The sequence below is a fragment of the Pseudomonas sp. 18175 genome, from assembly GCF_050432925.1.
Lineage (GTDB): Bacteria > Pseudomonadota > Gammaproteobacteria > Pseudomonadales > Pseudomonadaceae > Aquipseudomonas.
In genome coordinates this window covers 44161-64176 of the sequence record NZ_JBKFTO010000018.1, presented here as the reverse complement: position 1 = coordinate 64176, position 20016 = coordinate 44161, and the positions used below count along the sequence as shown (strand labels likewise).

The window sequence follows — 20016 nt, the reverse complement described above, 5'->3', positions numbered from 1 at the left end:
AAATCAGAAGTTCGCGCCAAAGCTGAGGGCGAGGAAGTCACGGTCAGTCAGGGTGTTGTAGTCGCCACCAAAAAAGTCGGTGTAGCTCAGGCTGGCGGTGTAGGTGCTGCGGTAGTCCGCATCCACGCCAATGCTGATGGCCTTGGCGCCTTTGTTGAACAGACCGTTGGGGCCGTAGCCGGCCACGTCATGGGACCACGACAGGTTGGGCTTGAGGTTCACCCCGAACAGCGCGTTGTTGTAGTCCAGGATGGCGCGAGCGCGGTAACCCCAGGAGTTGGCGGTGACAAAGCCGTCGGTGTCGCCTTGGAAACCGTAGGCACCGTAGACCGAGTCGCGGCCGTAACGCAGCTTGGATTTGTCTTCCAGCCCGCCGACGTGCACGTAGGCCGCCTCGCCCACCAGGGTCAGGCGTTCGGCGCCCAGCACTTGGTCGAAGAATTGGGTCATGGTGCTTTGGATCTGGGTGATTTCCTTGCGGCGGTAGCCTTTGTTGTCGTCGCCGAAGTTGCTGCGGATGGGTGAGGCCAATTGGCCGGACGTGGGGTTGATCAGCGCCAGGGTCAGGTCGGTGGTGTTGAGTTGCACCGGAGCGTTAGGGCGGTAGCTGATCTCGCCGGTCCACGCCGTGCCGGTGGGCAACGTTGTGGAGAAACTGGCGCCGAAAAGGCGGATATCTTCCGGGTAGTCAAGGTAGTACTGGCCACGACCGAGCATCGTGCTGGTGACCAGCCCGGCGCCAGGCAGGAGGTCGGGTCGCAGGGCGTTGGCCAGGTTACGGATAGCGGCCATCGTCGCCGCGTTAGAGTTATTGGTGATCGTACCCACCGTAGGCGTGCGGCTGTGGTAATTCATAAAGTACAGGCCGTATTCGGTGTCGTCCCCCAACCAACGCAACGCTGTACCGAATTGGCCGCCGTCACGCGCATCACGATCCCGTGCGCGCTGCACAATCACGCCCTCGTTCGTCACCTCAAAACCCTGCCCGAACGCCGCAGCCACAGGCTGCAATGGCGCAACCGTCGGGCTACCCACGGTGTAGTTACCATTACACCCATGGGCCGCCACGTCCCCACCAAAGAACGTGCCGCAGTTATCCAAAACGGTGTTTTCCCAGTTCAACTGGTAAAAGCCTTCCACCGTCAGCTGGTTGGTCAGGCTCTGGGAGGCGAACAGCATGTTCACCGGGATCAGCCCTTCCTTGATCTCTGCACCGGGGCGGCGGAAAGCCGAGACGTCGATGGGGTTGATGCTGTTGATGGAGTTGCCGATAAAGGTACTTTCCCCCCAACTGACCACTTGCTTGCCCAGACGCACGTTGCCCGGCTGATCGCCGATGGAATAGTTGTGATAGACGAAGGCGTCGAGCAATTCATAGCCGGAGGAGCGTGCGCCCTCGTCGCGGTGGTGATTGCTGATCTGCTTGAACTCGCGGTCTTCGTCCTGCAACTCGAAGTCGTACCAGTACTTGCCGCGCACAAACACGCCGCTATCGCCGTACTTGAGTTCCAGGTCGTGCAGGCCCTTGAAGATCTTGGAGAAGGTTTCACCCTTCTTGAAGTTCAGCCGACCGTCATCCCCGGTAGACGCCTGCCCGGTGCCACCGTTGACGGTGCCCACCAGTTTCTTGTCGGCATCACGCATGCCCCAGCTCGCGCCGACCGACAGCGAGGAGTCGAATTGCCCTTCGATCTCGCCAATGTTGAACGAAACAGCCTGTGCCTGGGCACAGCAACCCAATGCAACCGCAGCGGCCAGCGCCTGTGGCGTGAAGATGGCGCGCATTGTTGTTTTTGTCATGCGTCTTCCCCGGTGAGTGACAGAAGGCCCCACCCTACTGCCGCGCCTGTGGAGCGATAAGCGCACAAAGGAGGGATTCGTGTTGTCGCTCGAAAGGATTACCGGGCGCTCTGGCCTGGGTCTGGGCGCGGGCATGAACCGGGTGGATGGCGGGTTATCAGGGGCATGGATGGCGCACGAGCCGACTGTTGCCGTTTACGCAACAGTTTTTGTCATGAATCGGCATTACTCATTTTGTTACAAGCGACTATTCTTAGCGGGCTTTCAGGGCAAACGGCCCGCTTCCCCAACCGGAAGAAAAGCCAGATTCAAATGGATTGATGCCTGTTTTCAGTCTGTTACCGCTGTTCACTGACGTTGATTTGTCGCTCCTTGATCCAACGTCTTACTTCGGCCGCTGCCTTTGCAGCGGCCTTTTTTATGCCAAAAATAAAACGGGGCGCCATCAGCGCCCCGCAGGATTCAAATCTTTTACAGCAACGATCAGAGGCTGTACTTCTGCAAGTTGGCCATCATTTCCTTCAACGCCTCGATCGTGTCCTTGGGATGCGCCGCGCCTTCGAAGTCACAGATCTGCTGCCAATGCGCCGCCACATCTTCTGGGGAGAAACCGGCCTCAGGATCAAAACCCACCCCCAGGCTGCGCTCCCAGCGGGTCTTGCCGATCCAGCCGCCGCCGACTTCGAACAGCCCCGAGGTTTCCTCGCACGCTTCGCTGCCCAGGTACACCACCAACGGGCTGACCAGTTCCGGCTTGAGGCGCTCGAACACTTGCGGCGGGATCAGGCCTTCGGTCATGCGCGTGCCGCCGGTGGGGGCGATGGCGTTGACCAGGATGTTGTTCTTACGCCCCTCGATCGCCAGAGTACGGGTCAAACCGTACAGGCCCAGTTTGGCCATGCCGTAGTTGGACTGGCCGAAGTTGCCGTAGATGCCCGAGGTGGATGCGGTGAAGATTACCCGCCCGTAGCCTTGCTCGCGCAGGTGCGGCCAGGCGGCGCGGGTGACTTTGTAGGCGCCTTCGACATGCACCCGGTAAACCAGGTCCCAGTCGCTGTCGTCCATTTTGTGGAAGGTCTTGTCCCGCAGGATACCGGCGTTGTTGACCACGACGTCGATGCGGCCAAACGCATCGAGGGCGTTCTGTACGATCTTGTCACCGTCGGTGACAGAGTCGTGGTTGGCTTCGGCGATACCGCCGGCCTCGCGGATTTCGGCGACCACCCGGTCGGCGGCCGACGCATTGGCGCCTTCGCCCTGGGTGGAACCGCCCAAGTCATTGACCAATACCTTGGCCCCGTGTTTGGCGAACAGCAGCGCATGGGCGCGGCCCAAACCGCCGCCGGCACCGGTGACGATCACAACCTTATCCTGGAACTGCACTGACTCACTCATACCGAACTCCGCTGGGGATAATGGGAATGGGTTGAGTGTCGGGCACAGCGAGTTTGGTCACAATAATTACGATCAGCGCTGAATGGTGCGCGATAAGGCAGGGGGATGATGGCCGATGAACCACTGATGCTCTAACTGTGGAGCGAGCTTTTTGTGGGAGCGGGCTTGCTCGCGAATGCGGTGGATCAGTAAATGAATATTTAGCTGACACACCGCATTCGCGAGCAAGCCCGCTCCCACAGGGGGACAGTGTTCAATCAGGAGTAGGCAAGGCGTGGCGCAGGCTGCCCAATGCGTTCACGAAACGCCCAATAGTGCTTGAGCACCTGCACCGGCGCCTCTATCTGTGGGTAATGCCCGATATTGGTCAGCAACACCGTGTCGGCGTGAGGCACCAGCTCACGGTAGCGCGCCACCATGTGGGCGCCGGAAATCGGGTCGACTTCGCCATCGATAACCCGCAGCGGCACTTCATCATGTTGCATCGCCTGCACCCAACGCTCACGCAGGCGTCGGCGCTGGGGAATGTAGGCGATGAGTTTGTGCAGGATCCGCGTGCCTGCATTGCAGTCGATCAGGCTCCAGAAATCGTCCAGGGCGCTTTCACTGGGGCGGGTGCCGGGGCCGAAGATTTGCCTGAAACTGTCGGACAGCGCATTGCGCCCGAACGCACGGCCAATCATCCAGCCCAGCGGGCTGAGCAGGAGTTTCTGTACCAGCGCGGTGCGATGGGTTTCGGGGAACAGGCCGCCGTTGAGGAACACACAACTGGCCATCTGAAAACACCCTTCATAGTGCCGGGCCAGCAGTTCCTGGGCGACGCTGTCGCCGTAGTCATGGGCCAATACATGCACCGGCTGATCTACGCGCAGGTGTTCGAGCAGGGCCTGTTGCAGGTCGGCCTGTTCCAACAGGCAATAGTCATGGTCCAACGGCTTGGCCGAATCGCCAAACCCCAGCATGTCGCAGGCGATCACCAGGTTGCGCTGGGCCAGCGGTTGCCAGAGGTAATGCCAGTCCCAACTGGCGGTGGGAAAACCGTGGATCAGCAACAATGGCTCGCCCTGCCCCGCCACCCAGTAGCGAATGGTGCGGCCGCGAAAGACGAAATCCTGGCCACGCTTGCGCCAGGCTCTGAGGGGGATCTCGGCGAGTGGCATCAGGTTTTATACCCAGGATCGATACTGTCCAACTTACGCAGCAACGCCGGCCAGGCCAGCGCGCCCCCCATACCTTGTGCACTTTTGGTCACAGTCGCCACCATCGCCTTGGCACCGGCGAGAATCTGCGGCCCGATCGGAATCAATTCAGCCCCGCCCGTTTGCGCCAGCACCTGGATATCGCAGGCGCGCTGGAAGGTGAACATCATCAGGAAGGTGTCGGCGATGGTACTGCCACAGGTCAGCAGGCCGTGGTTGTGCAGCATCAGGAAATTGTTTTCACCGAGATCGGCCTGCAGGCGGGCCTTTTCTTCGTGATTCAGCGCCACGCCTTCATAGGCGTGATAGGCCAGGTTCGACAACACGAAGATCGATTGCTGGCTGATGGGCAGCACGCCCTGCTTTTGCGCCGCCACCGCTACACCCGACGCAGTGTGGGTGTGCAGCACACAGGTCACGTCGTGGCGCACTTCATGGATGGCGCTGTGGATGGTGTAGCCGGCCGGGTTGATCTCGTAGGGGCTGTCCATCAGCTTGTTGCCGGCCTGGTCGACCTTGACCAGGCTCGACGCAGTGATCTCGTGGAACATCAGCCCGTAGGGGTTGATCAAGAAGTCATCGGTGCCCGGCACCTTGGCCGAGATGTGGGTGAAGATCAGGTCGTCCCAGCCATGCAACGCCACCAGGCGATAGCAGGCCGCCAGGTCGACGCGGGTCTGCCACTCGGCAGCGCTGACCTGATTTTTGACATTTTGTGGCGATAGAACAGGGGCTAGGCTCACGGCAATGACCTCCTTGGCGCACTTTCTTATTGTTTTTTTGAGTGATGGGCCAGTCTAGTCAGACGCCCTGGCCGCCGGAGTAGCGTTGGCAGCCAGCTTGATGACCGTGCGAGTCAGCTTGGAGAATAGTTTAAATCTGTGTAAACGGCGTCAGAGAAGCGCCGCCAATAAAGGCGCGGCAAACAGGTTGAGCAGGCCCGTCAGCACCATCACCAAACCGGCGACCGAGCCCTCTTCGCCGCCCACTTCCCGCGCACGGCTGACCCCCGCACCGTGGGCGCCCACGCCAAACAAGGCGCCGCGTGCCAGCGGTGTGCGCAGTGGCAGCCACTTGAGCAAGACACCGCCGAGCATGGCCCCGAACACCCCGGTGAACATCACGAACACAGCGGTGAGTTCCGGCACGCCGCCAAGGTCGGACGACACCGGCATGGCAAACGGCGTGGTGATGGAGCGCGGCACCAGAGACATCGTCACCGAGCTGTCCAGCGCCAAGGCTTTGGCCAAGCCAAACGAGGTGGCGATAGACGCCACGCTGCCCGCGACCATCCCCAGCAGCAACGCCGACCAGTGCCGCGCCAGCAAGCGGCGCTGCTGCCAGATCGGCACGGCAAACGCCACGGTGACGGGACCTAGGACCAACATCAGCCAATGGGTGTCGGCGGCGTATTCGGCGTAGGCGGTGTTCATCGGCACCGCGACGGCCAGCAGCAACACCGGCACCAGAATCAACGGCGACAACAGGTAGCGCCTGGTGCGCCGGTAGATCCAGCGGCTGAACACATACGCGCCCAGGGTCAGGGCGAGCCAGAACACCGGCATCAGCTCAAGCTTCATGGCGCAGCTTCCAGCGGCATACCCACTCGACGGTGAAGGCGGTTACCAGCATTACCGCCAATGTACTGAATGCGATCACGAGCAGGATGCGCCAGCCGTCATTGCGCAGCAGGCCGCCGTAGTCCAGCAAGCTCATCAGCGCCGGGATAAAGAACAGCAGCATTTCTGCCATCAACACACCAGCGCCCAGTTGCAGCGCGGCCGGCTTGACCAGGCCGCTGGCAAAGGTCGCCAGCAGTAAGCCCAAGCCCACCACGCCGCCAGGAATCGGCCACGCCAGCCACACGGCCAGTTGGCAGCCGAACAGGTAAATAGCCAAGAGTACGACCAGTTCAATCAGCAGACGGGTGAAACGTTTCATGGGCTTTGGGTCCTCGCAGGCGCCCATTTTAAAGAGACGCCTGCCATCCCCACAGCGAATTGTTAGACTGCCAGCTATTCCAAACTGGAATTGAGCGATGGAATTCAAACAGCTACGCAGCTTTGTCGAGGTGATCCACCGTGGCGGTTTTACCCAGGCCGGGAAAACCCTGCATATCAGCCAGTCTGCGGTCAGCAAGCAGGTGGCGCAGCTGGAGCAAAGCCTAGGCACGCCGTTGCTTGAACGCACCGGCTCACAGATCCGCCTGACCGCCGCCGGCCAGGTGGTGCTGCAACGGGCCGAAGCCATGCTGCGCTTGCAGGGCGAGTTGCTTAGCGAGCTGGACGATATGCAGCAACTGACCCGTGGCGAGTTGCGCCTGGGCTTGCCGCTGCTGGCGGGCGATACCTTGTTTGCCGGGTTGTTCGCCGAATACCGAAGGCGCTACCCGAAGGTCACCATCCAACTGCTGGAGGGCGGCAGCCGCACCATCGAACAGGCGATTCTCAATGGTGAGCTGGACGTGGGCGGCAGCCTGATGCCCAGCGACCCGGCGTTCGCCTGGCAAGCCTTCTGCGATGAGCCGTTGGACGCCCTGCTGCCGATGGATCACCCGCTGGCGGACAACGCCCAGGTGCGTTTGGAAGAATTGGCGGACACGCCATTCCTGATGTACCAACGCAGTTTTGTGCTCAACGATCGGCTGCTGCAGGCGTGCCAGGGGGTGGGCTTTACGCCCAAGGAAGTCGGGCGCAGTGGCCAGGCGGATTTTCTCGTGGCGCTGGTCGCGGCCGGCCAGGGCGTGGTGCTGTTGCCTAGCGTGGTCGCCCGTGGGCTGGTGCGACCGGGAGTGGTGCGCCTGACGCTCAAGGCGCCCGACTACCTGCGCTGGGACATTGCGTTCATTTGGCGTGAGGGCGCCTATCTGTCCAAAGCCGCCCAGGCCTGGCTGGCGTTGCTGCGTGAGTTTCCGGTCAAGCGCGCAGTGCAGTGACCAACTCGGCCAGCCACGGTTCGGCGTCGGCCTCAGGGGTGACGCTTTCGCTGGCGTCCAGGCGCAGCATCGGCAGCACTTCGCGTACGCCCAACTCGCCAAACAGCTCGCGCATTTGCTCGCCACCGCCGCAGAAGGTGTCGCCGTAGCTGGCGTCGCCCAGGCCGATCACCGCACCGGGCAGGCCTCGGAAGGCGGCGGGCAGTTGGTCGCGGATGGTCGAATACAGAGGTTGCAGGTTGTCGGGCAGTTCGCCCATGCCGGTGGTGGAGGTCACCGCCAGGAAGGCATCCGGGGCAAACGCCTGTACATCCGCCAAGGTGGCGCGAGGGTTGTGCCAGGCCTCGAAGCCGGCCGCGTTGAGGATACCGGCAGCATGGCGGGCAACTTCTTCGGCGGTGCCGTAGACCGAGCCGGAAAGGATGGCGACTTTCATCAATCTGATCCTGTAGTTGAGCGAAAGCGTGGGATATTACCAGCTCAGCCCTGGCGCACGAAAAAACCTCGTGCTGACGTGGACAGATTGGCGCGGTGTCTTAGACTTGCGACACCTCAAATGGATGGGTTGCCCCCTGCAATGATTAACGCTCAACTGATGCAAATGGTCATCGACGCCTCTAACGACGGCATCGTCATCGCTGAACGGGAAGGCAAGGACTTGCCGCTGATCTACGTCAACCCGGCGTTCGAACGCATGACCGGGTATACCCGCGATGAAATCCTCTATCAGGACTGCCGTTTCCTGCAATCGGGCGACCGCGACCAGCCAGCCCTGATCGCCATCCGCGAGGCTCTGGACAGCGGCACCAGTTGCCGTGAAACCCTGCGCAATTACCGCAAGGACGGCACACATTTCTGGAATGAGCTGTCGCTCTCCACCACTTACAACCCAGCCGACAAACAAACCTACTTCGTAGGCGTGCAAAAAGACGTGACGGTGCAGGTCAAAGCCCAGCAGCGTGTGGCCCAATTGGAAGCGCAGGTCGCTGAGCTCAAGGCCGAACTGGCCACCCTCAAGGCGACGAGTGGATCTAACAATAATTAGGAAAAGTGGTCATTAAGAGGATAATGGCGTTTTAACACCTACCCGTTGAGCAAGCACCATGCAACGCGACGCACTTCTGACGCAGGACGAGCTGGATTTCATTCAGATGATGCACCACAACCCGCAGCTCAACCTGCGGGACGCGTCGTCGAGCCTGACCGTCAACGGCGGCGCACAGATCCGTGACTTGCTCACCCGGCTGGCCGCCCACGACCACGTGACCATCCAGGCGCAGTTCGATAACCAGCAACTCACCTTCCCCCTGCACTTGGTGGAAGACGAGTTTCACGCGGTGCATCTGCGCTTGGGCGTGCCGACGATCTTTGAAGATGGCCCGATGATCCGTCCGTGGCGCCTGGCGCTGGAAGCACCGGTGGCCCTGGAGAACATCAAGGGTCATGCCGGCGCGCTGTGGGTGCATGAGGTGTCGTTCAAGGGGGTACTGGTGGAGATGCGTGGCCGCAGCCGGCCGCCGAAAAGCTTTTCGCTGTGGTTCAGCCCCTCGGGGTATGAGCGCATTGCGCTACGGGGCAGCTTCGAACGGGAAACCGCGCGCGGCCTGTTTGCCTATCGGCTCAACCAGGGCGATGCCGATGAAACCGAGCGCCTGCGCCAATTCATCCTGCATCAGCACCGGCTGGCGCATCCCGAAGTGCACGCCTGAGATCAGGTATCCAGGCGGCCGCTCAGGAATTGCTGCAAGCGGCGCTGCATCAACCGTCCTTCATTGCCCAGGCAGCCAATCGGCGAACCCGTCAGGCTCTCCTCGGCCATGTCCGATGCATCACCGGCCAGCAGCAACGGGCAGTCCAATGTCAGCGCCAGGCGCTGGAGCCGCAGCGGAAATTCGCTGCCGGGCGAACGGTTGGAAAACAGCACCAAGGCCTGGGGCCGGGTCTTTTCACAGATCAACGTAAGCTCATCAAAGGGCTGACCGACACCGATCACTTTGACCGCCTGCCGCTCGCCTGAAAGCAACACGCCCGCCACCAGCAACTCCAATTCGCGACACTCGCCGGCGATCGCCGCCAGCAGCACCCTGGGCACTGGCGAGACGGCGGCCATTTGCAGGCGTTGCGCCGTGCGCGAGCGCAGGAAGTTGTCAAAGAACAGCCACTCGCTGGCCTGGCCGAAACGCCCCTGGTGACGCAACAGCTGTTGCCATAGCGGCATCAGGATGTCCTGAAACACGACGGCGAGGGGATAAGCGGAGAATATCTGGCCATAGAGCCGGTCCAACTGGCGGTCGTCAAAGGCGCTGATGGCGGTGCGCAATTGGCTTTGCCATTGGCCCCATTCCACCTCGGTGTCTACACCTGCGGCGTCGATGTGCAGGTCATCACGGGCAAGGATCCGACCCACTTTGCTCACCGCCACGCCGCGCTCGATCCAGTCGAGGATTCGGTGAACGGTGTCAATATCGGTGCTTGAGTACAGGCGATGCCCGCTTTCGGTGCGCACCGGCTGGATCAACCCGTAGCGTCGCTCCCAGGCACGCAGGGTGACGGGGTTCACGCCAGTCATGCGGGCTACTTCGCGAATCGGGAAAAGCACCTCGGCATCAGCCTCGATGGCGTGGGCGGTTTCGCGTAGAGGGGCAATGATCTCGGGCATCTGGAGTCGGAAACTTCCGTGTAGGGAGGGTCGCATTTAACGCTGATTAGCGCGCCTGATTCAAGGTTTTCGGCTTCTTGTCCGAAGTGTCTGGCGTATTTCGGCAAAACAGGAATAATCCTTGCCTGCTTTTTCAAGCGTAGCAGCTCTACCCCGCCGCTACGCCTGGTGCACCGCCTACCCGGCCACGTGCATCCACCTATATGGAGATACACAATGTCTACCTCACCTGTCACCCTGATGGTTGCGCGCCGCGTGGCCAAGGGTCGCTACGAAGAACTGATGGCCTGGCTGCGCGAAGGCGAACAATTGGCCACCGACTTTCCCGGCTACCTGGGCTCCGGCGTGCTTGCCCCGCCGCCCAATGATGATGAATTCCAGATCATCTTCCGCTTCGCCGATGAAAAGACCCTGCACGCCTGGGAGTTTTCCGCGTCCCGCAGCGCTTGGCTGAGCCGTGGCAGTGACTTGTTCGCCCACCCGCACGAGCATCGCGTACAGGGCATCGATGGCTGGTTTGGTACCGCAGGTGCACGACCGCCGCGTTGGAAGCAGGCCGTGGCAATCTGGCTGGCGTTTTTCCCGGTGTCGCTGATCTTCAACTTTGTGCTGGGCCCGCTGCTGGGCGAGCTGGAGTTGGTGCCCCGTGTGCTGGTCAGCACCCTGGCGCTCACGCCGTTGATGGTTTACCTGTTCATTCCGCTGTCGACCCACCTGCTGGCCAACTGGTTGCACCCCGCTCCCACTGCGCGCAAGGCCACCGAAGCCGCCGCGTGAGTACAGGGGGGGCCGGTCGCTGGTATGATTTGAGCCTGCCAGCGAATCGAGTCCCCCATGACTGCAACACACGCCCCGATCCTGATCACCGGCGCCGGCCAGCGTGTCGGCCTGCATTGCGCCCAGCGCCTGCTGGACGACGGCCACTCGGTGATTTTCAGCTACCGCAGCGAACGTCCCGGCGTGCAGGCCCTGCGCGAGCGCGGCGCAGTGGGTGTGTTTGCCGATTTTTCCAGCGAGGCTGGGATCCTGGCGTTTATCGCCGAGCTGAACACCCATACCCAACGCCTGCGCGCAATCATCCACAACGCCTCGGCCTGGGTTGCCGAAACGCCTGGTGATGAAAGTCGCGCCTTCACCGACATGTTCAGCGTGCACATGCTTGCGCCGTATCTGATCAACCTGCATTGTTCACCCTTGCTGCAACGCTCGACGCCCGCCGACATCGTGCACATCAGCGATGACGTGGTGCGCAAGGGCAGCCGCCAGCACATTGCCTATTGCGCCACCAAGGCCGGGCTCGACAGCCTGACGCTGTCGTTTGCCGCGCAGTTCGCGCCGTCGATCAAGGTCAACGGCATCGCCCCGGCGATGGTGATGTTCAACAAAGATGACGATGCAGCCTACCGCGCCAACGTGCTGGCCAAGTCCGCACTGGGCATAGAGCCTGGGCCCGAGGTGATCTACCAGAGCGTGCGCTACCTGCTGGATAACCCCTATGTCACCGGTACCACCCTGACCGTCAACGGCGGGCGGCATATCAAGTAAGCCGTTTGTGAGGATGTTGTATGACCTTATCCCTGCCCCAACACTACCGCGAGATCCTCAAAGGCCTGGGCGAAGACCCGGAACGTGAAGGCCTGCTCGATACGCCCAAGCGCGCGGCCAAGGCGATGCAGTACCTGTGCCACGGCTATGAGCAGAACCTGGACGATATCGTCAACGGCGCGCTGTTCACCTCAGATAATGACGAGATGGTGATCCTCAAGGACATCGAGCTTTACTCGCTGTGTGAGCATCACCTGCTGCCCTTTATCGGCAAGGCCCATGTGGCCTATATTCCGACCGGCAAGGTGCTGGGCCTGTCAAAACTGGCGCGCATCGTCGACATGTATGCGCGGCGCTTGCAGATCCAGGAAAACCTCACGCGGCAAATCGCCGACGCCATCCAGCAAGTGACCCAGGCCGCAGGCGTGGCGGTGGTGATCGAAGCCAAGCACATGTGCATGATGATGCGCGGCGTAGAAAAACAGAATTCAACCATGAACACCTCGGTGATGCTCGGCGCGTTCCGCGAGTCGAACACCACGCGCATGGAGTTCCTGCAACTGATCGGACGGAGCAAGTAGCAATGCCACAACTTCAGCCAGGCATGGCGCGCATCCGGGTCAAGGACCTGTGCCTGCGCACTTACATCGGCATCAACGAGGACGAGATCCTCAACAAGCAGGATGTGCTGATCAACCTGACCATCCTGTATGCCGCCCAGGAAGCCGTGCGCGACAACGACATCGACCACGCGCTGAACTACCGCACCATCACCAAGGCGATCATTGCCCATGTCGAAGGCAACCGCTTTGCCCTGCTGGAGCGCCTGACCCAGGAACTGCTGGACCTGGTGATGGGCAATGAATCGGTGCTGTACGCCGAAGTCGAAGTGGACAAGCCCCATGCGCTGCGCTTTGCCGAATCGGTGTCGATTACCTTGGCGGCCAGCCGCTAACTCTAGAGATTTGCGTGAACCCTATGAACGACCAACAACGCCTCGAACTCGAAGCCGCCGCCTTCCGCCGATTGGTGGCCCACCTGGACAGCCGCAAGGATGTGCAGAACATTGACCTGATGAACCTCTCCGGTTTCTGCCGCAACTGCTTGTCCAAGTGGTACAAGACCGAGGCCGATGAGCGCCAGATCGAGCTGAGCCTCGATGACGCCCGCGAAGTGGTGTACGGCATGCCGTACGCCGAGTGGAAAGCCCAATACCAGAAAGAAGCCAGCGCCGACCAACAGGCCGCGTTCGCCAAAGGAAAAACCCATGACTGATTTGAACACCCTGCGCGCCAGCCTCAACAGCGGCGAACATGTTTTTGCCGACACCTTGGCGTTTGTAGCTGCTGGTTACGACTACCAGCCGCAAGCCTTCACCAATGGCGATGTGGAAAACGCTGCCGGGCAGAACGAAGGTTCGTGCAAGACCTTGGGTCTGGCGTTGCTGGAAGGCTTGAGTGACCAGGAAGCGCTGCTGGCGTTTGGTGAGCATTACCGTTCGGTCGTGGCGACGCCTGAGGGCAGTGACCATGGCAATATTCGTGCGTTGATTGCGAATGGCCTGGCCGGGGTGAAGTTCACGGCACAGCCCCTGACCCGAAAATCCTGAGTCAGACATAGAACCAAATGTGGGAGGGGGCTTGCCCCCGATAGCGGTGTATCAGCCAAGTATTCATTAGCTGACACACTGCAATCGGGAGCAAGCCCCCTACCACATTTGTTTTGCGGTGCTGTTTAGAACGAAGCGTTCTGCAAGCCGTCGAGGTAACGCTCGGCATCCAATGCCGCCATGCAACCGGCGCCAGCCGAGGTGATGGCCTGGCGGTACACGTGGTCGGCCACGTCGCCGGCAGCAAAGATACCTTCCAGGTTGGTGGCAGTGGCATTGCCTTCACGGCCGCCCTGCACCACCAGGTAACCGTCTTTGGCGTCCAGCACGCCTTCAAACAGCGAAGTGTTCGGCGTGTGGCCGATGGCGATGAACACGCCGTCGACTGTCAGCTCGTCGAAGCTGCCGTCGTTGTTTTTCAGGCGGGCACCGGTCACGCCCATGTTGTCGCCCAGGACTTCGTCCAGGGTGGCGTTAAGCTTGAGGATGATCTTGCCTTCGGCCACACGGGCGTGGAGCTTGTCGATCAGGATCTTCTCGGCGCGGAAGGTTTCGCGGCGGTGAACCAGGGTCACGGTGCTGGCGATGTTGGCCAGGTACAGCGCCTCTTCCACAGCCGTGTTGCCACCGCCAACCACAGCCACTGGCTTGTTGCGGTAGAAGAAACCGTCGCAGGTGGCGCAGGCGGACACGCCCTTGCCCATGAACGCTTCTTCCGATGGCAGACCCAGGTAACGGGCGCTGGCGCCGGTGGCGATGATCAGCGCGTCACAGGTGTAGACGCCGCTGTCGCCGGTCAGGCTGTAAGGCTTCTGGGAGAAGTCGACTTTGTTGATATGGTCGAAGACGATCTCGGTTTCAAAGCGCTCGGCGTGTTCTTTCATGCGCTCCATCAGCACCGGGCCGGTCAGGCCATGGACGTCGCCGGGCCAGTTGTCGACTTCGGTGGTGGTGGTCAGTTGACCGCCCGCCTGCATGCCGGTGATCAGCAGCGGCTTGAGGTTGGCGCGGGCCGCGTAGACCGCAGCGCTGTAACCGGCAGGGCCGGAACCGAGAATAATCACTCGCGAATGACGGGTATCAGACATGACTCACTCCTGTCGACCGCCCGGACAACAAGGCGGCTGGAATAAAAAAGGGACCACGAAGCACTTGGGGAAGGCTTTAACTCGCAGGCCCTGAAAATAATGGGTGCAGCGTATAGAGGGGGGCAAGATTAAGGAAATACGCAATAACAATCCACCTCATAGGTGGTCTCTATGCAGTCAGGGTGATTGATCGATGGGTTTGTTACCACTGATGTCGCCGCTTTCACCTGTGCTGCAAAGCCGGTAAGGTCGGCGCGTTCGCCCCTTTGCTCGGAGTTTTCCATGCCCGCCCCTGCCCTTTCCGGCCCGCAATACCTGCGTGAAGGCCTCAAACTGGTGTTGAGCCCCGGCCTGCGCTTGTTTGTGCTGTTGCCGCTGGCGATCAACCTGGTGCTGTTCGTCGGCTTGATCTACTTCGCCGGCCATCAGTTCAGCCTGTGGGTCGATCACTTGATGCCGACGCTGCCGAGCTGGCTGAGTTTTCTGAACTACCTGCTGTGGCCCCTGTTTGTGGTGCTGGTGGTGCTGATGGTGTTTTTCACCTTCACCATGCTGGCCAATATCATCGCTGCGCCGTTCAACGGCTTTCTCTCGGAGAAGGTCGAAGTGGTGGTGCGCGGCACCGATGACTTCCCAGCGTTCAGCTGGGGCGAATTGATCGCCATGGTGCCGCGCACCCTCGCGCGCGAAATGCGCAAGCTGGGCTACTTCCTGCCACGGGCCCTCGGCCTGTTTATCCTGTCGTTCATTCCAGTGGTCAACCTGATCGCGGCGCCGCTGTGGTTGTTGTTTGGCGTGTGGATGATGGCGATCCAGTACATCGACTACCCGGCCGACAACCACAAGCTGGGCTGGAACGAAATGCTCGCCTGGCTGCGTCAGAAACGCTGGCAGAGCATGAGCTTCGGCGGCATCGTCTACCTGGTGTTGCTGGTGCCGGTGGTCAACCTGCTGATGATGCCGGCGGCGGTGGCCGGGGCCACGTTGTTCTGGGTGCGCGAGCAAGGTGCGGAAACGATGGCCAAGTCATAAATCCATCATCCCAACGACACAATGACGACATGGCCCACAGTGACACTGTGGGTCATGACGACAGCCTCGCTTCACATCACTCTGATTACCGAAACCTTCCCGCCAGAAATCAACGGGGTGGCCAATACCCTTGGGCGCCTGTGCGAAGGTTTGCGCGCTCGCGGCCATCAGGTCGAGCTCGTGCGCCCGCGCCAGAACGCTGACCAGAGCCGTACCAGCGACGATCAATTGCTGCTGTGCCGTGGCTGGCCGCTGCCGGGTTATCCAGGGTTGCAGTGGGGTCAGTCGTCGATGCACAAGTTACTGCGCCGCTGGACCCGTCAACGCCCGGATGTGCTGTATATCGCCACGGAGGGACCGCTGGGCTTGTCCGCGCTGCGGGCGGCGCGACGCCTGGGGATAAGTGTGGTGAGCGGCTTTCATACCAACTTCCAGCAGTATTCGAACCAATACGGCTTGAGCCTGCTGAGCCGGGTGGTCACTCACTACCTGCGTTGGTTTCATAACCGCTCTACCCTGACCCTGGTGCCAAGCGCCAGCCAACGCCTGGAGCTGGAGCGTCGGCATTTCGAGCGCCTGGGCATGTTGTCGCGCGGGGTAGACAGCCAGTTGTTCCACCCAGCCAAACGTGACAATGCACTGCGCGAGAGCTGGGGCCTGGGCAACGATGATATTGCGGTGCTGCATGTGGGTCGGTTGGCGCAGGAAAAGAATCTGAGCCTGCTCAAACGCTGCTTTGACGCCCTGCAAAGCACTTATCCACAGCGCCGGCTGAAACTGATCATCGTCGGTGACGGTCCGCAACGCCCGCTGCTGGAGCAGGCGCTGCCCGATGCCGTCTTCTGTGGCACCCAGCGCGGCGAAGAGTTGGCGCGGCATTACGCCTCGGGGGACTTGTTCCTGTTCCCCAGCCTCACCGAAACCTTCGGCAATGTGGTGTTGGAAGCCATGGCCTCAGGCCTGGGCGTGGTGGCTTACGATCAAGCAGCCGCCACGCAACATATCCGCCATGGCTACAACGGCGTACTGGCGATGCCCGGGGATGAAGGTGCGTTTTGCGATGCGGCCATCTGGCTGCTGGAGGAGCGGGAAACCTTGCGCAGGGCCCGCCTGAATGCGCGCCAGCATGCCAGTCGCCAAGGCTGGCCGGCAATCATCGAGCAGTTTGAACGTCAGCTGCGTGGCGTATGCAAGGACGGGCACCCAGTGCCCGCCCTTTCGCCGCTTACACCAGGCTCGTCAACGCCTCACGACTGAACGGCAGGATGTCGCCCTCGCGACCTTCGCGTACTTTCACTGCCCAATCCGGGTCTACCAACAGGGCGCGACCCACGGCCACCAGGTCAAACTCGCCGTTGTTCAAACGCTCCAGCAGCTTCTCCAGGCTGGCGGGTTGCGCGACCTTGTCGGTATTGACCATGAACTGCAGGAACTCGCCATCCAGGCCAACGCTACCCACAGTGATGGTCGGCTTGCCAGTGAGTTGGCGGGTCCAGCCGGCCAGGTTGAGGTCGGAACCTTCGAACTCCGGCTCCCAGAAACGGCGGGTGGAGCAGTGGAAAATATCCACACCCGCATCAGACAACGGCTTGAGGAACTCACCCAGCGCTTCGGGGGTTTGCACCAGGCGTGCGGTGTAGTCCTGCTGCTTCCACTGGGAGAAACGGAAGATGATCGGGAAGTCCGGGCCGACAGCGGCGCGGGTGGCCTGGATCAGCTCGATGGCGAAACGTGAGCGGTTGGCCAGGCTGCCGCCGTATTCGTCGGTGCGCTGATTGCTGCCTTCCCAGAAGAACTGGTCTACCAGATAGCCGTGGGCACCGTGGATCTCCACGCCGTCCATGCCGATGCGCTGGGCATCCTTGGCGGCTTGGGCGAAGGCGTTGATCACGTCCTGGATGTCTTGGTGGGTCATGCCGTGGACGACCACGTTGCCGTCCTTGAGTTTTTCCATCGGGCCATAGGCCGGCACGCTGGCGTCCGGCTCGGTGCCGATGCGCCGCACGCTGCCCACATGCCACAGCTGCGGGACGATCTTGCCGCCTTCGGCATGTACCGCGTCGACCACTTTCTTCCAGCCGGCCAGGGCGGCTTCGCCGTAGAAATGCGGAACGTTGGGATAGCCGTTGGAGGCCTGGTGGCCGACTACGGTGCCCTCGGTGATGATCAGGCCTACACCTGCAGCGGCGCGGCGACGGTAGTACTCGATCACTTTGGCGTTGGGTACGCCGCCCGGCGAGAACGAGCGGGTCATCGGCGCCATGACTACGCGGGTGGACAGTTGCAGAGCACCGAGCTGGAAGGGTTTGAACAGGGCTTGGACAGGCATGGGTGTACTCCACGTAAGGCGGGTTTATGACGTGGATAATATGGAGCTCATGCAGGACTGAACAGCACTATTGATCTGAGTGATTAAAGGGTAAAAGTGCACGGATAACTGTAGGAGCGAGATTGCTCGCGAAAGTCGTCGACGATGGCGCGGGCGTTCTGGATGAACGTAGCGATCTCAGGTTTTTCGCGAGCAAGCTCGCTCCTACAAGGGGTCCGTGTTAGCTCAGGGCTTTTTCGATGGCTTGGACGACCGTCGGGTCATCCGGGGCAGTGCGTGGAGAGAAACGCGCCAGTACTCGCCCATCCTTGCCCAGCAGGAATTTTTCGAAATTCCAGGTAATGTCCCCAGGAAACTCCGCGCCCTCGCCCGCCAACAAGCGGTAGAGCTGGTGACGGTCCGGGCCATTCACATCCAGCTTGCTACCCAACGGGAACGTCACGCCGTAGTTAAGGCTGCAAAACTCGCGGATCTCCTCTTCGGTGCCCGGTTCCTGCCCGGCAAACTGGTTGCAAGGCAGGCCAAGCACCGTAAACCCCTGGTCCTTGTATTGCTGGTAGAGGTTTTCCAACGCCGCGTATTGCGGGGTCAAGCCACATTTGGACGCCACATTGACCACCAGCACGACTTGCCCCTTGAAGGGCGCCAGCGGTAGCTCTTGTCCGTCCAAAGCTTTGAGTTTCAGGTCGTGGAAAGCACTCATGACGAACTCCAGATATCCCATGTTCTTCGCATTGCGGCCGTTCGAGATTACAGCCCGCAAGCCTGCAATCATAGACGCCGATTGCAAAACTCGCCTGCGGGTTACTGAGCGGTCGGCCAGGGCAGAATCGGGATCGCGGTCACGGCGTTCTGCGGGCTGCCTTCGATCAGGCGGTCGCTGTAAACCAGGTAAACCAGGGTGTTGCGCTTCTTGTCGAGGAAGCGCACCACCTGCATGGTCTTGAACACCAGGGAGGTGCGTTCCTTGAACACTTCGTCGCCGTCCTTGAGCTCGCCCTTGAAGCGGATCGGGCCCACTTGGCGGCAGGCAATCGAGGCTTCGGCGCGGTCTTCGGCCAGGCCCAGGCCGCCTTTGACGCCACCGGTCTTGGCGCGGGACAGGTAGCAGGTCACGCCGTCGACCTTGGGGTCGTCGAAGGCTTCGACGACGATACGGTCATTGGGTCCGACGAACTTGAATACGGTCGACACTTGGCCGATCTCTTCGGCAGAGGCCAACAGCGGCATGGCCAACAGCAGGCCGAGCAATCCCTTCATTACGCGCATTGTGTATTCCTTTGGTTAAACCAGGATCAGGTTGTCGCGGTGCACCAGTTCCGGTTCCGCCATGTAACCCAACAGACTCACAATCGCGTCAGACGATTGGCCAATGATTTTCTGGGCTTCCAGGGCGCTGTAGTTGGCCAGGCCACGGGCGATTTCGCGACCGTCGGGCGCGACGCACACCACCATCTCACCCCGGCGGAAACTGCCCTGCACCAACTTGACGCCCACCGGCAGCAGGCTCTTGTTGCCTTGGGACAACGCCGACACCGCGCCATCGTCCAGCACCAAGGTGCCACGGGTTTGCAGATGACCGGCCAGCCACTGTTTGCGCGCCGCCAGCATGCCGCGTTCCGGCGACAGCAACGTACCGATGCGCTCGCCGGCCTTGAGACGGTCCAGCACGCGCTCGATGCGCCCGCCGACGATGATGGTGTGGGCACCGGAGCGTGCGGCCAGGCGCGCAGCGCGCAGTTTGGTCTGCATGCCGCCACGGCCCAGGGCACCGCCGACGCTACCAGCCACGGCGTCCAGCGCCGGGTCATCGGCGCGGGCTTCATAGATAAGCTGGGCATCGGGGTTGTTGCGCGGGTCGGCGTCGAACATGCCGTCGCGGTCGGTGAGGATCACCAGCAGGTCGGCTTCCACCAGGTTGGCCACCAGGGCGGCCAGGGTGTCGTTGTCGCCGAAGCGGATTTCGTCGGTGACCACGGTGTCGTTTTCGTTGATCACCGGGATGACTTTCAGCTCTACCAGCGCGCGCAAGGTGCTGCGGGCGTTGAGGTAGCGCTTGCGGTCGGACAGGTCGTCGTGGGTCAGCAGGATCTGCGCCGTGTGCCGGCCGTGCTCGGCAAAGCTCGATTCCCAGGCTTGCACCAGGCCCATCTGGCCGATGGCGGCGGCGGCTTGCAGTTCGTGCATCGCGCTGGGTCGCGCGGTCCAGCCGAGGCGGCTCATCCCGGCGGCAACCGCCCCGGACGACACCAACACCAACTCGACACCAGCCTCATGCAAGGCCACCATTTGCTCGACCCAGACGCTCATGGCTGCGCGATCGAGCCCCTTGCCATCCGCCGTCAGCAGCGCACTACCGATCTTTACGACCCAGCGCTGCGCACCTGTCACTTTGCTCCGCATCATCTTCAACCTTAGATTGAGG

25 protein-coding genes are annotated in these 20016 nt (G+C 61.3%); 12 read left to right on the top strand and 13 right to left on the bottom strand.

Annotated features, from left to right (window positions below; genetic code table 11):
• Nucleotides 1-3: 3 nt before the first annotated feature.
• Nucleotides 4-1785: a DUF1302 domain-containing protein gene (locus tag ACLD1Y_RS22425; RefSeq protein WP_429480040.1), complete on the bottom strand. Its 1782-nt coding sequence runs from the start codon at nucleotides 1783-1785 to the stop codon at nucleotides 4-6.
• 94 nt (nucleotides 1786-1879) lie between these two features.
• Here ACLD1Y_RS22425 and ACLD1Y_RS22420 point away from each other — a divergent pair, with 94 nt between their 5' ends.
• On the top strand, nucleotides 1880-2155 hold the full coding sequence (locus ACLD1Y_RS22420; RefSeq protein WP_429479983.1) for a hypothetical protein: 276 nt from the start codon (nucleotides 1880-1882) through the stop codon (nucleotides 2153-2155).
• Between the two features lie 128 nt (nucleotides 2156-2283).
• Here ACLD1Y_RS22420 and ACLD1Y_RS22415 read toward each other — a convergent pair whose 3' ends face one another.
• From ACLD1Y_RS22415 to ACLD1Y_RS22395, 5 genes are all read right to left on the bottom strand, one after another.
• Nucleotides 2284-3195 (bottom strand): SDR family oxidoreductase, encoded by a 912-nt coding sequence (locus tag ACLD1Y_RS22415; protein WP_429479982.1) that lies wholly within the window; start codon nucleotides 3193-3195, stop codon nucleotides 2284-2286.
• Between the two features lie 257 nt (nucleotides 3196-3452).
• The gene (locus ACLD1Y_RS22410) at nucleotides 3453-4355 is read right to left on the bottom strand and encodes an alpha/beta fold hydrolase (RefSeq protein ID WP_429479981.1); all 903 of its coding nucleotides are present in this window, start codon (nucleotides 4353-4355) and stop codon (nucleotides 3453-3455) included.
• The gene (locus tag ACLD1Y_RS22405) at nucleotides 4355-5137 is read right to left on the bottom strand and encodes a class II aldolase/adducin family protein (RefSeq protein WP_429479980.1); all 783 of its coding nucleotides are present in this window, start codon (nucleotides 5135-5137) and stop codon (nucleotides 4355-4357) included. The genes ACLD1Y_RS22410 and ACLD1Y_RS22405 overlap by 1 nt, the downstream gene beginning before the upstream one ends.
• A gap of 150 nt (nucleotides 5138-5287) precedes the next feature.
• The gene (locus ACLD1Y_RS22400; RefSeq protein ID WP_429479979.1) at nucleotides 5288-5974 is read right to left on the bottom strand and encodes an LrgB family protein; all 687 of its coding nucleotides are present in this window, start codon (nucleotides 5972-5974) and stop codon (nucleotides 5288-5290) included.
• Nucleotides 5964-6335, bottom strand: coding sequence for a CidA/LrgA family protein (locus tag ACLD1Y_RS22395; protein WP_135289872.1), 372 nt, complete (start codon nucleotides 6333-6335; stop codon nucleotides 5964-5966). Before ACLD1Y_RS22395 ends, ACLD1Y_RS22400 begins: the two co-directional genes overlap by 11 nt.
• A gap of 97 nt (nucleotides 6336-6432) precedes the next feature.
• Here ACLD1Y_RS22395 and ACLD1Y_RS22390 point away from each other — a divergent pair, with 97 nt between their 5' ends.
• On the top strand, nucleotides 6433-7329 hold the full coding sequence (locus ACLD1Y_RS22390; protein WP_429479978.1) for a LysR family transcriptional regulator: 897 nt from the start codon (nucleotides 6433-6435) through the stop codon (nucleotides 7327-7329).
• Here ACLD1Y_RS22390 and ACLD1Y_RS22385 read toward each other — a convergent pair.
• Nucleotides 7310-7765: a flavodoxin gene (locus ACLD1Y_RS22385; protein ID WP_429479977.1), complete on the bottom strand. Its 456-nt coding sequence runs from the start codon at nucleotides 7763-7765 to the stop codon at nucleotides 7310-7312. The two genes, ACLD1Y_RS22390 and ACLD1Y_RS22385, sit on opposite strands and share 20 nt — an antisense overlap.
• 141 nt (nucleotides 7766-7906) lie before the next feature.
• On the opposite strand from ACLD1Y_RS22385, the gene ACLD1Y_RS22380 reads away from it, so the two are divergent.
• Entirely contained in the window at nucleotides 7907-8374 is a 468-nt protein-coding gene (locus tag ACLD1Y_RS22380; protein ID WP_429479976.1) for a PAS domain-containing protein, read from the top strand.
• A gap of 58 nt (nucleotides 8375-8432) precedes the next feature.
• Nucleotides 8433-9038, top strand: coding sequence for a hypothetical protein (locus tag ACLD1Y_RS22375; RefSeq protein WP_429479975.1), 606 nt, complete (start codon nucleotides 8433-8435; stop codon nucleotides 9036-9038).
• Between the two features lie 2 nt (nucleotides 9039-9040).
• Here the strand turns inward: ACLD1Y_RS22375 and ACLD1Y_RS22370 are convergent, their stop codons facing one another.
• Complete coding sequence (locus ACLD1Y_RS22370; protein ID WP_429479974.1) at nucleotides 9041-9988, bottom strand: MerR family transcriptional regulator; 948 nt, start codon at nucleotides 9986-9988, stop codon at nucleotides 9041-9043.
• Nucleotides 9989-10204: 216 nt separating this feature from the next.
• Between ACLD1Y_RS22370 and ACLD1Y_RS22365 the strand changes: the two genes are divergently transcribed.
• The 6 genes from ACLD1Y_RS22365 to ACLD1Y_RS22340 are packed head-to-tail and all read left to right on the top strand — an operon-like array spanning nucleotide 10205 to nucleotide 13142.
• Entirely contained in the window at nucleotides 10205-10765 is a 561-nt protein-coding gene (locus ACLD1Y_RS22365; RefSeq protein ID WP_429479973.1) for an antibiotic biosynthesis monooxygenase, read from the top strand.
• Between the two features lie 57 nt (nucleotides 10766-10822).
• Nucleotides 10823-11533, top strand: coding sequence for a dihydromonapterin reductase (folM, locus tag ACLD1Y_RS22360; protein WP_429479972.1), 711 nt, complete (start codon nucleotides 10823-10825; stop codon nucleotides 11531-11533).
• Nucleotides 11534-11553: 20 nt separating this feature from the next.
• Nucleotides 11554-12114 (top strand): GTP cyclohydrolase I FolE, encoded by a 561-nt coding sequence (folE, locus tag ACLD1Y_RS22355; protein ID WP_429479971.1) that lies wholly within the window; start codon nucleotides 11554-11556, stop codon nucleotides 12112-12114.
• 2 nt (nucleotides 12115-12116) lie between these two features.
• Entirely contained in the window at nucleotides 12117-12488 is a 372-nt protein-coding gene (gene folX / locus ACLD1Y_RS22350) for a dihydroneopterin triphosphate 2'-epimerase (RefSeq protein WP_033896194.1), read from the top strand.
• A 23-nt stretch (nucleotides 12489-12511) separates the two neighbouring features.
• Nucleotides 12512-12808, top strand: a complete 297-nt coding sequence (locus ACLD1Y_RS22345) for a DUF1244 domain-containing protein (RefSeq protein ID WP_429480039.1) — start codon at nucleotides 12512-12514, stop codon at nucleotides 12806-12808.
• The gene (locus ACLD1Y_RS22340; protein ID WP_015885835.1) at nucleotides 12801-13142 is read left to right on the top strand and encodes a HopJ type III effector protein; all 342 of its coding nucleotides are present in this window, start codon (nucleotides 12801-12803) and stop codon (nucleotides 13140-13142) included. The genes ACLD1Y_RS22345 and ACLD1Y_RS22340 overlap by 8 nt, the downstream gene beginning before the upstream one ends.
• A 125-nt stretch (nucleotides 13143-13267) precedes the next feature.
• Here ACLD1Y_RS22340 and trxB read toward each other — a convergent pair whose 3' ends face one another.
• Complete coding sequence (trxB, locus tag ACLD1Y_RS22335) at nucleotides 13268-14230, bottom strand: thioredoxin-disulfide reductase (protein ID WP_429479970.1); 963 nt, start codon at nucleotides 14228-14230, stop codon at nucleotides 13268-13270.
• A 282-nt stretch (nucleotides 14231-14512) separates the two neighbouring features.
• On the opposite strand from trxB, the gene cysZ reads away from it, so the two are divergent.
• Both cysZ and ACLD1Y_RS22325 read left to right on the top strand, forming a co-directional pair.
• Nucleotides 14513-15262 (top strand): sulfate transporter CysZ, encoded by a 750-nt coding sequence (cysZ, locus tag ACLD1Y_RS22330; protein WP_429479969.1) that lies wholly within the window; start codon nucleotides 14513-14515, stop codon nucleotides 15260-15262.
• 54 nt (nucleotides 15263-15316) lie between these two features.
• Nucleotides 15317-16519 carry a glycosyltransferase family 4 protein gene (locus tag ACLD1Y_RS22325; RefSeq protein ID WP_429479968.1) on the top strand — a complete coding sequence of 401 codons (1203 nt, stop codon included), beginning with the start codon at nucleotides 15317-15319 and terminating at the stop codon, nucleotides 16517-16519.
• On the opposite strand, the gene ACLD1Y_RS22320 is transcribed toward ACLD1Y_RS22325, so the two are convergent.
• From ACLD1Y_RS22320 to proB, 4 genes are all read right to left on the bottom strand, one after another.
• On the bottom strand, nucleotides 16488-17591 hold the full coding sequence (locus ACLD1Y_RS22320; RefSeq protein ID WP_429479967.1) for an NADH:flavin oxidoreductase: 1104 nt from the start codon (nucleotides 17589-17591) through the stop codon (nucleotides 16488-16490). The genes ACLD1Y_RS22325 and ACLD1Y_RS22320 overlap by 32 nt on opposite strands.
• A gap of 220 nt (nucleotides 17592-17811) precedes the next feature.
• Nucleotides 17812-18294, bottom strand: coding sequence for a glutathione peroxidase (locus tag ACLD1Y_RS22315; protein ID WP_429479966.1), 483 nt, complete (start codon nucleotides 18292-18294; stop codon nucleotides 17812-17814).
• A gap of 101 nt (nucleotides 18295-18395) precedes the next feature.
• Nucleotides 18396-18860: a CreA family protein gene (locus ACLD1Y_RS22310; RefSeq protein ID WP_015885841.1), complete on the bottom strand. Its 465-nt coding sequence runs from the start codon at nucleotides 18858-18860 to the stop codon at nucleotides 18396-18398.
• Nucleotides 18861-18875: 15 nt separating this feature from the next.
• Entirely contained in the window at nucleotides 18876-19994 is a 1119-nt protein-coding gene (proB, locus tag ACLD1Y_RS22305; RefSeq protein WP_135289912.1) for a glutamate 5-kinase, read from the bottom strand.
• Between the last annotated feature and the right edge of the window lie 22 nt (nucleotides 19995-20016).

What these genes read in the sequence shown, in the direction of transcription:
- ACLD1Y_RS22425 (WP_429480040.1), bottom strand. Translation starts at nt 1,785, where the DNA reads ATGCGCGCCATCTTCACGCCACAGGCGCTGGCCGCTGCGGTTGCATTG.
- ACLD1Y_RS22415 (WP_429479982.1), bottom strand. Translation starts at nt 3,195, where the DNA reads ATGAGTGAGTCAGTGCAGTTCCAGGATAAGGTTGTGATCGTCACCGGT.
- ACLD1Y_RS22410 (WP_429479981.1), bottom strand. Translation starts at nt 4,355, where the DNA reads ATGCCACTCGCCGAGATCCCCCTCAGAGCCTGGCGCAAGCGTGGCCAG.
- ACLD1Y_RS22400 (WP_429479979.1), bottom strand. Translation starts at nt 5,974, where the DNA reads ATGAAGCTTGAGCTGATGCCGGTGTTCTGGCTCGCCCTGACCCTGGGC.
- ACLD1Y_RS22395 (WP_135289872.1), bottom strand. Translation starts at nt 6,335, where the DNA reads ATGAAACGTTTCACCCGTCTGCTGATTGAACTGGTCGTACTCTTGGCT.
- ACLD1Y_RS22390 (WP_429479978.1), top strand. Translation starts at nt 6,433, where the DNA reads ATGGAATTCAAACAGCTACGCAGCTTTGTCGAGGTGATCCACCGTGGC.
- ACLD1Y_RS22385 (WP_429479977.1), bottom strand. Translation starts at nt 7,765, where the DNA reads ATGAAAGTCGCCATCCTTTCCGGCTCGGTCTACGGCACCGCCGAAGAA.
- ACLD1Y_RS22380 (WP_429479976.1), top strand. Translation starts at nt 7,907, where the DNA reads ATGATTAACGCTCAACTGATGCAAATGGTCATCGACGCCTCTAACGAC.
- ACLD1Y_RS22375 (WP_429479975.1), top strand. Translation starts at nt 8,433, where the DNA reads ATGCAACGCGACGCACTTCTGACGCAGGACGAGCTGGATTTCATTCAG.
- ACLD1Y_RS22370 (WP_429479974.1), bottom strand. Translation starts at nt 9,988, where the DNA reads ATGCCCGAGATCATTGCCCCTCTACGCGAAACCGCCCACGCCATCGAG.
- ACLD1Y_RS22365 (WP_429479973.1), top strand. Translation starts at nt 10,205, where the DNA reads ATGTCTACCTCACCTGTCACCCTGATGGTTGCGCGCCGCGTGGCCAAG.
- folM (WP_429479972.1), top strand. Translation starts at nt 10,823, where the DNA reads ATGACTGCAACACACGCCCCGATCCTGATCACCGGCGCCGGCCAGCGT.
- folE (WP_429479971.1), top strand. Translation starts at nt 11,554, where the DNA reads ATGACCTTATCCCTGCCCCAACACTACCGCGAGATCCTCAAAGGCCTG.
- folX (WP_033896194.1), top strand. Translation starts at nt 12,117, where the DNA reads ATGCCACAACTTCAGCCAGGCATGGCGCGCATCCGGGTCAAGGACCTG.
- ACLD1Y_RS22345 (WP_429480039.1), top strand. Translation starts at nt 12,512, where the DNA reads ATGAACGACCAACAACGCCTCGAACTCGAAGCCGCCGCCTTCCGCCGA.
- ACLD1Y_RS22340 (WP_015885835.1), top strand. Translation starts at nt 12,801, where the DNA reads ATGACTGATTTGAACACCCTGCGCGCCAGCCTCAACAGCGGCGAACAT.
- trxB (WP_429479970.1), bottom strand. Translation starts at nt 14,230, where the DNA reads ATGTCTGATACCCGTCATTCGCGAGTGATTATTCTCGGTTCCGGCCCT.
- cysZ (WP_429479969.1), top strand. Translation starts at nt 14,513, where the DNA reads ATGCCCGCCCCTGCCCTTTCCGGCCCGCAATACCTGCGTGAAGGCCTC.
- ACLD1Y_RS22325 (WP_429479968.1), top strand. Translation starts at nt 15,317, where the DNA reads ATGACGACAGCCTCGCTTCACATCACTCTGATTACCGAAACCTTCCCG.
- ACLD1Y_RS22320 (WP_429479967.1), bottom strand. Translation starts at nt 17,591, where the DNA reads ATGCCTGTCCAAGCCCTGTTCAAACCCTTCCAGCTCGGTGCTCTGCAA.
- ACLD1Y_RS22315 (WP_429479966.1), bottom strand. Translation starts at nt 18,294, where the DNA reads ATGAGTGCTTTCCACGACCTGAAACTCAAAGCTTTGGACGGACAAGAG.
- ACLD1Y_RS22310 (WP_015885841.1), bottom strand. Translation starts at nt 18,860, where the DNA reads ATGCGCGTAATGAAGGGATTGCTCGGCCTGCTGTTGGCCATGCCGCTG.
- proB (WP_135289912.1), bottom strand. Translation starts at nt 19,994, where the DNA reads ATGCGGAGCAAAGTGACAGGTGCGCAGCGCTGGGTCGTAAAGATCGGT.